Annotated in this window: 11 protein-coding genes; all 11 read right to left on the reverse strand. The window is 44.6% G+C overall.

What is annotated here, in order from left to right:
• Nucleotides 1-491: 491 nt before the first annotated feature.
• Nucleotides 492-1,025 carry a chromate transporter gene (locus P343_RS25905; protein ID WP_023509681.1) on the reverse strand — a complete coding sequence of 178 codons (534 nt, stop codon included), beginning with the start codon at nt 1,023-1,025 and terminating at the stop codon, nt 492-494.
• Nucleotides 1,022-1,642, reverse strand: coding sequence for a chromate transporter (locus P343_RS25910; RefSeq protein WP_023509682.1), 621 nt, complete (start codon nt 1,640-1,642; stop codon nt 1,022-1,024). Before P343_RS25910 ends, P343_RS25905 begins: the two co-directional genes overlap by 4 nt.
• Nucleotides 1,643-1,728: 86 nt before the next feature.
• Nucleotides 1,729-3,336 (reverse strand): gamma-glutamyltransferase family protein, encoded by a 1,608-nt coding sequence (locus tag P343_RS25915; protein WP_023509683.1) that lies wholly within the window; start codon nt 3,334-3,336, stop codon nt 1,729-1,731.
• Between the two features lie 178 nt (nt 3,337-3,514).
• Nucleotides 3,515-4,399 carry a M23 family metallopeptidase gene (locus P343_RS25920; protein WP_023509684.1) on the reverse strand — a complete coding sequence of 295 codons (885 nt, stop codon included), beginning with the start codon at nt 4,397-4,399 and terminating at the stop codon, nt 3,515-3,517.
• A 490-nt stretch (nt 4,400-4,889) separates the two neighbouring features.
• A complete protein-coding gene (gene spoIID / locus P343_RS25925; RefSeq protein WP_023509685.1) occupies nt 4,890-5,882 on the reverse strand; it encodes a stage II sporulation protein D in 993 nt (330 codons plus the stop codon).
• 269 nt (nt 5,883-6,151) lie between these two features.
• A complete protein-coding gene (gene murA, locus P343_RS25930; protein WP_023509686.1) occupies nt 6,152-7,483 on the reverse strand; it encodes a UDP-N-acetylglucosamine 1-carboxyvinyltransferase in 1,332 nt (443 codons plus the stop codon).
• Between the two features lie 119 nt (nt 7,484-7,602).
• Entirely contained in the window at nt 7,603-8,367 is a 765-nt protein-coding gene (locus P343_RS25935) for a YwmB family TATA-box binding protein (protein WP_023509687.1), read from the reverse strand.
• 111 nt (nt 8,368-8,478) lie between these two features.
• Nucleotides 8,479-8,715 carry a DUF1146 family protein gene (locus P343_RS25940; protein ID WP_023509688.1) on the reverse strand — a complete coding sequence of 79 codons (237 nt, stop codon included), beginning with the start codon at nt 8,713-8,715 and terminating at the stop codon, nt 8,479-8,481.
• A gap of 717 nt (nt 8,716-9,432) precedes the next feature.
• Nucleotides 9,433-9,861, reverse strand: coding sequence for an ATP synthase F1 subunit epsilon (gene atpC / locus P343_RS25945; protein ID WP_023509689.1), 429 nt, complete (start codon nt 9,859-9,861; stop codon nt 9,433-9,435).
• A gap of 48 nt (nt 9,862-9,909) precedes the next feature.
• Nucleotides 9,910-11,319, reverse strand: coding sequence for a F0F1 ATP synthase subunit beta (atpD, locus tag P343_RS25950; protein ID WP_023509690.1), 1,410 nt, complete (start codon nt 11,317-11,319; stop codon nt 9,910-9,912).
• A 75-nt stretch (nt 11,320-11,394) separates the two neighbouring features.
• Nucleotides 11,395-12,264, reverse strand: a complete 870-nt coding sequence (gene atpG, locus P343_RS25955; RefSeq protein ID WP_023509691.1) for an ATP synthase F1 subunit gamma — start codon at nt 12,262-12,264, stop codon at nt 11,395-11,397.
• Nucleotides 12,265-12,430 lie beyond the last annotated feature (166 nt).

Below are 12,430 nucleotides of genomic sequence, written 5' to 3' on the forward strand. Positions count from 1 at the left end.
CGAAACCACTCTATCTATGAAATCCGTCAATGACGGTATTCCGCTGTATTCAATTGGCACAATTAATTTAGCTATAGCATGGAATTACAGATAAAAAGCTTCTTGAGGTGCACTTCTGAAGTAAACTGCCGCGGTCACTTTGTCACAGAAAATACTAACTTGTTAACTTTTCCCACACATTATATAAAAAAGCCTACTGCTCTGAACACGGTCTAAACTCCTGAAAAACCCCGAAAAATCCCGCATCGCAAAGATTTGCCGACAACCTTCGACAAGAAACACCGGGACAAATTTACTACGCCGATTTGTTAACGCTTTCATTTCGCTTTTCAGATCATAGAAAAATCCATTGGCTTCACTTTGCCAATGGATCGTAAGTTTGTTAGTTGTTGATCATTTTTTTAACTATGACAAATGGCTATATTCACATCACTGTTCACTAGGCACTGAGCATGAAATTTTCTACCATAAAGGTCCTGCTTCTTGAGTTTTCAGCCCATAAAGGCAGCACCGATCAGTAATGCCCCGGCAATGACAAAAGCCGGATGAATCCGAAAACGCTGTATCAGAACGAAACTTACGGCTCCAATCAAAACGAGTGGAAGCCATCCGGATGACTGAAACGAGGTCGAAAAAAAGTTATAGGCCATCATCCCGAGCATGACGACGATAATCGGCCGAATCAATAAGGTAAGCCACTTTACTTTGGGCGAATCTTTAAATTTGTAGAGTAGCCGCAGCAGAACAATGAGCAAAATCAGCGATGGTGCGATTGTTGCAAACAGAGCAACGAAAGAACCTGGAACGCCGGCAACCTGGTAACCGATATAGCCGGCCATTTGCGGCGCGATCGGGCCTGGCAATGAATTTCCGAAGGCTAGGACATTACTGAACCTTGTGACTGTCATCCAGTGATAATGGCCGACCACTTCGTTTTCAATCAGTGGAATGGATGCCGGGCCGCCGCCATATCCAAGAATTCCCGGTATAAAGAAAGCAAGGAACACGTGCCATAGAAGGATCATTTGGAATCACCTTCCGAAACGGATTTCCGCTTTGAAGGTTTCAGCAGCACATAGGCGAGCACCAAAGCAATCAGGATCGGCGGCTGAATGTTGATCACTTCAATCAGGACGAAGCTGATTCCGACCAGAATCAGGCTGATTGGCCAGCCCAGCCCTTTTTTTGCATTCGACAAAAATTTCCAAGTTAACTGGGCCATCATTATTCCGACTACCGGCAGCACAGCCTGGGTCATCCCGCGCACCCATCTCTGATTCTGAAAAGATGTCATGAAACCCAGCAGCACGATCATGGCCACAACCATCGGACCGACACTGGCAATCAGTGCTGTAAGAAGCCCGCCGATACCCTTAAGCTTCCAGCCGATATACCCGGCGAGCTTAGTGTTGACCGGGCCCGGCAACGCATTAGCGATAGCCACCAAATCGCCAAACTCCTCAAGCGACATCCATTTATATTTTTTAACCACTTCTGTTTCAATCAGAGGTATTCCGGATGGCCCGCCGCCGAAGCTCAGAATGCTCGACCGAAAAAAAGCCACTAGTATGTCTCTATACCGGACTTTAGCCGGAACCTGTTTTTCCTTCTCTTCCAATCTCTTATTTTTTTCCTGATCCATCTAATCAGCCCTTCTATATCTAAGTTGTGCAAGCTACATCAACTATTCTGTTATGATGTCCTCGTGTAGGGTTCTACTCCGATACCTTACCACGCGGCGACAAAACCATCGGCTCTAGATTCACTGCCGCCACTTAATACTCCGGTCTTAGGATCACGCAAGATGATCTGTCCGCGTCCGAAGGATCCTGTTTCCAACGCAACGCGTATATCGTGACCACATCTGGAAAGCGCTTGAGCAGCTGCATTTGGAAAATTCGATTCGACCCACACTGTTTTACCTTCAATCCACTGCCATCTCGGTGCATCAAGCGCGGCTTGAGGATGAAGATGATCATCAATCAAATGACTGACAACCTGAAGATGGCCTTGCGGCTGCATGTACCCGCCCATGACTCCGAACGGACCGAGCGGCTGTCCGTCTCGAGTCAAGAATCCAGGAATGATTGTATGATAGGTTTTTTTACCCGGAGCAAGCGCATTCGCATCCTTAGGATTTAGTGAGAACGTATGCCCGCGATTTTGCATTGAAATGCCGGTATCAGGAATCACGATACCCGAGCCAAAGCCCATAAAATTGCTTTGAATGAAAGAAACCATTGTCCCATCGCTATCCGCCGTTGCTAAATAGACGGTGCCGCCTTTAGGCAGTGTTCCAGGAGCGGGATCCAGAGCTGTCGATCCAATAAGTCTTGCGCGAGCTGCAGCATAATTTTCACTCAGAAGTGCAGCAACCTCTTCACCCATGTCACGCGGATCGGTAATATAAGCCTTTCCATCGGAAAAAGCGAGTTTTAATGCCTCAATCTGCTTGTGATAGGTATCTATGTAATTCTTCTCGCCCAGATCAAATTGCTTTAAAATATTTAAACCGAGAAGTGCCACAAGCCCTTGCCCGTTCGGTGGGAGTTCCCAGATATCATACCCGTGGTAATTAATGGAGATCGGATCCACCCACTGCGGCCGATAATTCTCTAAGTCGCTTTTACGCAAAAAACCACCATGTTGACGAGAGAATCGATCGATTCGATCCGCTAATTCTCCCTTATAAAAGTCCTCTGCATTGGAATCTGCGATTGCCTTCAGGCTGCGGGCATGTGCCGGAGAGGACCATAATTCACCGGCTGCGGGCGCTTTGCCATCAGGTGCAAACGTGTTGAACCAAGATTCGAACATTGGATCCTTGAACGTTTTCGTATAGCCCTTAAATGCATGCTGCCAGTTTCTAGCTACAACAGGAGAAACCGGAAATCCATTTTCCGCATAGTCAATCGCAGGCTTTAAAACCTCAGATAAAGGCAACCGCCCAAATCTTCGCGAACATTCCGCCCAAGCAGCCGGAGCGCCAGGGACAATCACAGGCTCAAGACCATGCACAGGCATCGTATCATAGCCCCGAGCACGGATCGCCTCAATAGAAATGCTTTGAGGTGCTACCCCGCTGGCATTGAGTCCATGAAGCTTGCCCTTTGTCCAAATCAGCGCAAACGCATCACTGCCGATGCCGTTGGATGTCGGTTCAACGACAGTCAGGCAAGCAGCCGTGGCGATTGCAGCGTCAACTGCATTGCCCCCTTTTTTCAGCATGTCTAAGCCGGCTTGTGCCGCAAGCGGCTGCGCTGTTGCCACCATACCTCTTTGTGCAACAACTGAATTTCTTGGCTGGCGATACGGGCTGAAGTCATAGTCGAACATGCTTTTCGGCTCCTTTTTTCATGGCGTCTTTGCTTTCATTTTACTCCAGCCTGAACCAGTCTGTATATCTTGTTTTCATTGATTCTCTTTTTTCATCAATAGATTATCATGGCTTATGTACGTTTTGCACAAAAAAACAGCACCTATGACAGGCGCCGTTTCCTTGTATTCTTTTTAATTAGTTGTGCGTGTCCAGTGAACTTTTGTCGATTGTTGACCCTTTGCTTGAATCGCTTTTCGTCCCTTTGGTGTTCGATTTGCTTTGGTCTTTCGACTTACCAGTATCCTGTTTTGGTGTTTCTGTGCTGCCTTGATCTTTAATTTTTTCAGAGGCTGAGGGGTTAGCTGTTGTTGATTGAGCACCAACTTTTACAGCTTTGACATCCGAAGCGCTCTTATTCATATAGTTCTCAGGGCTGACCGGCACGTCATTTTTACGAATTTCAAAATGAAGATGAACGCCCATTGCTTTGTTCAAAGCTTCTGTTCCGGCTGTGCCGATTTTTTCACCTTGAGCCACTTGTTGTCCGACCGCAACATCAACGGATGCCAAGCTCTGGTACATGGTCTTAACACCATTTTTGTGCTGCAATGTTACTTTATAACCGAGTACGTCATCCTTCTTTGCTTCCGTGACTTTTCCGCTCATTGCTGCTGTAACTGTAAACGATTTCTCATCATTCGCGCCAATGTTAATGCCTGTATTTTGGACGTATGAATTGTTATAGTTTACGAGAGCGGCTTGCTGATCCTGTTCAGTTCCTTTTGCATCATAAAAAGGTTGGATGACTTGTGTGTCTTCAGCCGATGCTGGCCATTCAAACACTTCATCACCCGCATTCAGGGGATGGGAAGACGGCTTGTCTTGATTGAAAACCACTCGGTCCCGCGCATCCTGACTCGCTTGATCTGAACTGTGCATCTGGAAAAGCAGCACACCGGTGAGAATTAAAGACGCGGCGCATAAATATAAAGCGGGATAGAACCAGCGCCGTTTTGCTAGTTTTCGCAGACCGGACAGCTCTTTTTCCTGCAATTTCTTTTGATCCTTGTTATCTGTCAATTTGTATCACCTCAGCAACATTCTGATCAGAATGCCGCTGATCTATACATATAAATTGTGAAATTCTACCTTTTTCTGTACAAAATTAAAGAATTTAATAAAAATAACGGCTTTTTCTGCTATTTTTTTAGATTCCATCGGTTATTTGATAGGTGTATTCTTTTTATTTTGGCTCTCTTATTAGATAGTGCTGATAACGCAACATGCATTCACATCAATAGGTGCGGCCGCAGGTGATCCGCAAACCTCCTCGCTCTGGCACCTTGCCGCGGGATCTCCTCTAGCTCGCCATCAATAGGAACGCTCAGCTGGAGTCTCGCACTTCGTGTTAAAATCAGAACTTTTACACCGCTAATATAAACCCTGAGCCCTCAAACTTTTATACTTCTTTTCTTTTAAAAAAAGTGCCCAATTTTGGACACCATACTGAAAAGTAATAATTTCAAACTTAGAAAAGATAGTTAAACACTTCTCGCAATAAGTCATGCTGTCATTTTTTAGCAATTGCTCCTTGTTTTTTGACGGTCATTTTGCTGATCTGCGTTCCTTGGTAAAAATAAGTGATAATCTGCTTAGCACTCTTTCCTTCACGAGCCATTCCTTCAGCTCCATATTGGCTCAGGCCGACGTCATGGCCGCTCCCCAATGTTAAAGCCTTTATTGTATCTCCGTTCTGGGTGAGCTGGAAATCGGTCGAACTTAAATTTAATTTTTCACGTATCTGTCTGCCAGTAAATTGCTTTCCGCCAAGTTCGTAAAGCGCAACATGATCCGTTGCGGTCTTTCGGATCACTTTTCCTAAACTACCTTTGTTGCTTCCAATACTGACACCAAGTGCCTGCTCAACGTCGGCTGCGCGTAGTGTTTTCTCAATTTTGTATTTTGGTGAGAGTTTATCCCAAGGGCTGGACACCGATTTGAGATAAGGAACATCTGTCGTCCAATAATCCTTCGCGTTCTCGGTCTGTCCGTTGCTTGTTGAAAAAAACACAGGTGAAATCAGCTTGCCACCATAAGTGACCACTTGATTATTTGTCTCTGCGACCGCCTGTTTTACCTTTTTCATTTTCCACCCATAGTCTTTGCCCCAGATTTTTTTAAACTCTTCTGGACTATGATAGACTTGATTTTGGACGGTATCTGTGACACGGACATTTGGATTTTCAATAATTCGTGCCATAATATAAGTACGGGCCGCTATTGCTTGAGCTTTCAGCGCCTCAATTCGAAATTTGGCTGGCATTTCTGAACCGACTACCCCGATCAGATAGTCGTTAAGCGCCACCTGATCGGTCCGTTTTTCAGTCGATCGATAGACAGTAACGGAAATCAACGCATGTCGTGCCGCACTATTCTGTGTCTGACTTACTTTTTTCTGCGGTTGTTCCTGAGCAGCCTTTTGCGTGAACGGAATAACAACCACTGCGGGGATAATAATAATAACAAGCGCGAAGAGGAAGATGAGCACAGCGGCTTTCTTCATATGGTTTTTGCCTCCAGGAGAATGATATGTTAAAAATTATGCATCCCCTGAATGAAATAGAACAAGCTATGGATGCATTATTCGCAACAAAGAGCATATAATCCTGTTTGGATACCTCTGATCGCTTTTATTTTTCTGAAGATTGCAAACTCGAAAAGCATTTTTTGTTTAAGGATCAACTTTTTATTTCTGTAAGCACAGCTTTATAAAAATAAAAACCCGACCAAAATGGTCAGGCGGTAAAATAGAGAGGTAAGAGTACCTCAAAATTAAGCAAATTTTGGATTGATTCCAAGCTGTGTCCGGACCTCTTCGGTAGCAGCAACCGGTTGCTCAGCTTCATTAATACGCACACGTTCAATGTCTGCGCCAAGCGCACGTAATTTTCCGGCTAAATCAACATAGCCACGGTCAATGTGATGAAGTCTGCTCACCTTTGTATAGCCCTTTGCCACAAGACCGGCAATTACAAGTGCCGCTCCGGCACGAAGATCAGTCGCCGCAACTTCGGCACCCTGAAGATCGCACGGACCACTAATTACGGCAGAACGACCATCAATTTTAATGGTGGCATTCATTCTTCGGAATTCTTCAACATGCATAAAGCGATTTTCAAATACCGTTTCGGTAATAACAGATGTGCCTTTCGCTTTTAAAAGCAAAGCCATCATTTGTGCCTGAAGATCCGTTGGGAAGCCAGGATGTGGCATGGTTTTCACATCAGTTGCCTGAATGAAATCACTGCCAATAACACGTATGCCAGCCTCTTCTTCCTCAACGGTAATGCCCATCTCGCGCAATTTGGCAATTAACGGACGAAGATCTTCAATATCGGCGTCCTCAATGAGTACATTGCCACCTGTGATGGCAGCAGCGATCATGTATGTGCCTGCTTCAATACGATCAGGAAGAATTGCGTGTTCTGCACCATGCAGTTTTTCAACGCCTTCAATCGTAATTCTGCCGGAACCCGCCCCATTGATTTTTGCACCCATTGCATTGAGGTATTGCGCCAGATTGACAATCTCCGGTTCACAGGCTGCGTTTTCAAGAACGGTTTCTCCTTCTGCAAGTGATGCCGCCATGATGATATTTTCTGTCGCGCCAACACTTGGAAAGTCCAAGTAAATAACTGTGCCCTTAAGTTTTCCATTTACGCTGGCTTCAATCGAACCGTTTCCGATTGTTACCTGTGCGCCCATCGCTTCAAAACCTTTGAGATGTTGATCAATCGGCCTGGAGCCAATTGCACATCCTCCAGGTAAAGCAATCTTTGCATGACCTACCCGAGCCAATAATGGCCCCATAACCAAAAAAGAAGCACGCATTTTTCGAACATATTCAAATGGCGCTTCAGTAAATAATTCCGCCATTGCGTTAACCATGATTGTCTTGTTTTCGTAATTCACCGACGTATTCAAATAGCGCAAAACTTCATTAATCGTGTATACATCTGCCAATTCCGGTACATTATATATTTTGCTTGTGCCTTCAGAGGCAAGCATCGATGCGGCAATGACAGGAAGAACAGCGTTCTTTGCGCCTTCAATTTTCACAGAGCCCGAAAGCCGTTTCCCTCCATGAACGATAATTTTTTCCAAACTTTTCCCCTCCGCGTCCATTTATCTCTTCGCTCGATCCGGAACATTCTTCCGTGCCGCGTATTTTACTGTATCGAACCATAACGGGGAGCAAAACAAGAAATAATTTCATTCCCATTTTAATATTCCACCGTGATGATCGGTGAGCCAAGGACAATAATGGTCCGGTCTCCATCATTTCTCAAGGCTGCCTGAATGTTCATTTTTTTGTTCCCAGTATAAATGGCATTGTTCCATATCTTAGTGTATGCGGAAATCGATACAAAGGTTTTTTCTTGCAGTCGTTCAATAGGAGCGCCTGAGAAAAGCTTAATATACCGTTTTCCCTCTTTAATTAAGCCAATTTTCATTTTAGCACTGCGATCCGCTCTTACACAAGTGTAGATGTGCTCTTGCCCATGGAAAATTCTTTTTAATTCCGCATTAATATCTTTTTTTTGCTGCGTCCATTTAACCTGATTAAAAGATTCGCCAACAACCCGATAAAGTATGACTGCCTGGTAATATTTCCCCTGTGGATAAGCAGTGTATGTTACTCTCATTTGAATATGCTCAGGAGTATTTTTAACGCCTTCCCATCCAATCGAACCTTCATTAGGTTTAAGTGCAAGCCATTTGTATTCATCCAGCTTCGCTCTTTGAATTGCTGCTTCACGGACAAATTGCTTTTTTGTTACGACAGATGATTGGGTTTCCCGCGCATAAAGCGTCCATTTTTCTACTTTAGCCTTTTGTTTTTCGAGAACATGTGCAAAAAGTGCGATACGGTTAAGCTCATCAACATGATTTTTCGTCTGCTCAGCCACAGCACGTTCTTGAAAATTTGACGTAAACAATAGAGAACAAAACAATAAGATCATTATTAGAAATAATTTCCGAATCATTAACGTACGCCCCTCTCCCTTATTCAGTATTGCCTGAAGGTAGAGGAAGCCATACGAGGAACTTTTCGTCAAAAACTGACGTATTCATCGCAAAATTGCATCGCCAAAACGTCAATTATAAATTTGTGGCAACATCAATGACCAGATAACGTAATCAAGAAAAAATTTTGCCACCGGATAACTAATGGCAATAGCCAATAGAACATATAAAATTCTGGCCTGCAAACTTTTCGGATTGCGAATCGCTGCATCTAATTTCAAACTTTGCAACGCCCACCACGTCAAAGCAAGAAAGAAAAGATGAAACAATATGCTGATCATTGCCTGAAGACCTGAATTGCTGATCAATCAAGCCACCGCCTGTGAAATTATTTGAACAAGTACATCAGGGACTTTCGATGTTCAAGCACCTGTTCATTTATGTAATGCCGCTCTCTGTTTCCGTACGAATTTTTATGCACAAAACATTCTTCGCTTGAGAAAAAGAGACTATGCATCCATCTCCTTGTTTGTCATGTAATTGTAATCTTTTTTTAATTAAATGATAATATTTAGTTTATGAAACCATTTTAGCGCGGATCGTATAAAATAACCACACTTTTCCCGATATTATTTTTTTCCAAAAATAAGCGAAAATGAGAATTATTTTAATACCTATGCCTTATTTATTGATACTTTTAAAAATTATACTGAATAAATCTGAACAAGTTTTGAACAAGTATCTAGAAACATTTTATGACTGATTTTTTTAGAAAAACCAGGCAATCCCTTGGATATACGCATGAGTGCCGACTTTTGAACGTCAATCCGTGCCTGATCACACTCCAGTTGCTCGCTTTCCGCGGGCGATCCGTGAGCCTCCTCAAACAAACAGTAATCTGCGGGGTCTCACTTGTCTCGCGATTCCCGCAGGAGTCTCGCACTTTCGTGCTTGATCAGAGTTTTTTCCAAGCTTTTCGCCGCTGATAGGAATTTTGAGCCCATTCAAAAATTATACTCTTGCTTATGAAAAAAAGATCCTTCCATTGGTTTGGAAAGATCTTTTTTTGTAAAAGTTAATTATAATTATGCTTCTGGAATTGTATCATCGATTGCTGCAGTTGATAGACGAAGTTCAGAGCGTTTCAGCTTCAGCAAGGCTTCGGCATACCCTTCGGAGGTTGCGTGAAGTGTGTTGAGTTGACTTTTAGCTTCAGCATTTGCCTTTTTAGCACGTTCAACATCAATAGAAGACTTCGGTTCAGCAGCTTCAGATAAAATCGTAATGTTTTCGCGTCCTACCTGAATAAATCCGCCATGAACGGCAACGTAATCGACAATTTTTTCGTCTTCATGCTTCAGGCGGACGAGAGCGATCTCGAGCGGAGCGACAATCGGCATGTGATGCGGCAAAATCCCTAACTCACCGCTTTTGGAACGCACACATACCATGTGAACGTCTCCTTCGTACACTTTGCCCGCGGGTGTGACGATATCCGTATGCACCGTACTCATCAGCCAGCCCCCTTCATTTGGTCTGAGCAGTCATTGTTGATCCGCTCATCAAACCAGTTGCTTTGCTCTTTCCAGAACGTCATCAATCGTTCCTGTGTTTCGGAACGCTTCTTCTGGAACATCATCGTATTTGCCGTCAAGGATACCCTTAAACCCTTTAATTGTATCCTCAACAGAAACATACGATCCAGGAACACCAGTAAATTGTTCAGCAACGTGGAAGTTCTGGCCAAGGAAGAACTGAATGCGACGTGCGCGGCTAACGGTCAGCTTGTCTTCGTCGGAAAGTTCATCCATACCGAGGATTGCGATAATATCCTGCAATTCACGATATTTCTGCAAAGTCATCTGAACACGCTCAGCTACTTCATAATGTTCTTCTCCGACAATATCCGGAGAGAGAGCACGCGATGTAGAGGCGAGCGGATCAACGGCAGGATAAATACCAATCTGTGTCAGCGAACGTTCCAGGTTGGTTGTTGCGTCCAAGTGAGAGAACGTCGTTGCCGGAGCCGGGTCGGTATAGTCATCGGCAGGCACATATACAGCCTGAATTGATGTAACAGATCCCTTTTTCGTCGATGTAATCCGTTCCTGCAGACGGCCCATTTCTGTAGCCAGCGTCGGCTGATAACCAACGGCTGACGGGAGACGGCCGAGTAGGGCTGACACTTCAGAACCTGCTTGAGTGAAACGGAAAATGTTGTCGATGAACAACAATACGTCCTGGCCATCCACATCACGGAAATATTCAGCCATTGTCAAACCGGAAAGAGCCACGCGCATACGGGCACCCGGCGGCTCGTTCATTTGGCCGAACACCATCGCCGTTTTCTTAATAACACCAGAATCAGTCATTTCGAAATACAAGTCATTACCTTCACGAGTCCGTTCACCAACGCCTGCGAATACAGACACACCGCCGTGTTCTTCGGCTATATTATGAATCAGTTCCTGAATCAAGACGGTTTTACCTACACCGGCACCGCCAAACAGGCCGATCTTACCACCCTTAATATATGGGGTCAGCAAATCAATAACTTTAATACCTGTTTCAAGAACTTCAGTTTTCGTAGATAGTTCTGCGAATTTTGGCGGATCTCTGTGAATTGCGTGCTTCTCAACTTCAGAATCCACTGGTTTTCCATCGATTGCTTCACCAAGGACGTTAAAAACGCGTCCTAGTGTAGCGTCACCAACTGGTACTGAAATAGGTGCACCGGTATCGATTGTTTCCATGCCTCGAACAAGTCCGTCCGTTGAGTCCATGGCGATTGTTCGTACGGAATCGTCGCCGAGGTGAAGTGCGACCTCAAGCGTCAGATGAATGTCCGCTTCATTGGAGGACTGAGCTTTATAATTTACGGTCAGAGCGTTGTATATTTCAGGGAGATTGCCGCGTTCAAATTTAACATCGACAACAGCGCCCAGAACCTGAGTTACATACCCTTTGTTCATTAAACTACCTCCTATCTGAGAACGTTCAAAAATAACCTTTTTGAACAGGCTCTATCAGCTTTTTCTTACAGTCATTTATTCGAGAGCGGCGGCACCGCCAACAATCTCAGTAATTTCCTGTGTAATTGCGGCCTGACGGGCGCGGTTATAAGACAGAGACAAGTGATCGATGATGTCGCTTGCGTTATCTGAAGCGCTCCTCATCGCTGTCATGCGGGCAGCCTGTTCAGCAGCTTTTGCATCAAGTAGAGCACCGTAAATCTGCCCCTCTGCATATAGAGGAAGCAGGCTTTCCAGTACTTCATCTTCATCAGGTTCATACGCATAGTTCACTTTTTCCGTCGGCTTGCTTTCAAGATCCTTCAACGGAAGCAGCTGCTTGTCAACCAAGGTTTGTGAGATCGCATTAACAAAGTGATTATAAATCAGATGCAATTCATCAATTTGCTTGGTATCAAACAATGTAATCGTCTGCTTGGCAAAAGCCAAAACATCATCGAATGAGAAATCATCGGAAATATCAGTTTTGCTGAAAGCTACGGGATAGCCGCGCTTTTCAAAGTAATTCAGCCCGACTTTTCCTGTAACAATGATCAAATACTCATCCTGTGACTGATGCTTTTCACGAATCAGGTTCTGAGTGTATTTCAGCACCGTGCTGTCATAGGCGCCGGCTAATCCACGATTCTCCGTAATGACCAAATAAGCTGTCTTTTTCACGGGCCTGGTAGCCAGCATTGGATGCTTGCTGTTGCTCCCCTTTGACGCGGTGCTCGCGATACTTGCCACGACCTCGCGCAACTTATCTGCGTAGGCTGAGTAGTCCTGCGCTGTTGCCTGCGCGCGATTCAGCTTTGCTGCCGCCACCATTTGCATTGCTTTGGTAATTTTGCGCATCTGTTTCGTTGACGCGATTTTTTCCTTAATATCACGCATTGAAGGCATGTTCGTTCACCACCCTTGAAAGCCGTTTGAACTTGATTATGGACAAGCCATAATTATTCATCGGGCCAATCTTCAGAAGAATACGCGTTCTTCCGATGCCAAAACATCGGATTGCTTTTTTGACTTTGTAAACTTGCCTGTTGATTTTCGCTCCATGTGCTCGCTT

The sequence above is a fragment of the Sporolactobacillus laevolacticus DSM 442 genome, from assembly GCF_000497245.1.
GTDB lineage: Bacteria > Bacillota > Bacilli > Bacillales > Sporolactobacillaceae > Sporolactobacillus > Sporolactobacillus laevolacticus.

Coding starts and splice junctions, on each gene's coding strand:
- spoIID (WP_023509685.1), bottom strand. CDS start 5,882: ATGAAGAAAGCCGCTGTGCTCATCTTCCTCTTCGCGCTTGTTATTATT.
- P343_RS25910 (WP_023509682.1), bottom strand. CDS start 1,642: ATGGATCAGGAAAAAAATAAGAGATTGGAAGAGAAGGAAAAACAGGTT.
- P343_RS25915 (WP_023509683.1), bottom strand. CDS start 3,336: ATGTTCGACTATGACTTCAGCCCGTATCGCCAGCCAAGAAATTCAGTT.
- P343_RS25935 (WP_023509687.1), bottom strand. CDS start 8,367: ATGATTCGGAAATTATTTCTAATAATGATCTTATTGTTTTGTTCTCTA.
- atpD (WP_023509690.1), bottom strand. CDS start 11,319: ATGAACAAAGGGTATGTAACTCAGGTTCTGGGCGCTGTTGTCGATGTT.
- P343_RS25905 (WP_023509681.1), bottom strand. CDS start 1,025: ATGATCCTTCTATGGCACGTGTTCCTTGCTTTCTTTATACCGGGAATT.
- atpG (WP_023509691.1), bottom strand. CDS start 12,264: ATGCCTTCAATGCGTGATATTAAGGAAAAAATCGCGTCAACGAAACAG.
- atpC (WP_023509689.1), bottom strand. CDS start 9,861: ATGAGTACGGTGCATACGGATATCGTCACACCCGCGGGCAAAGTGTAC.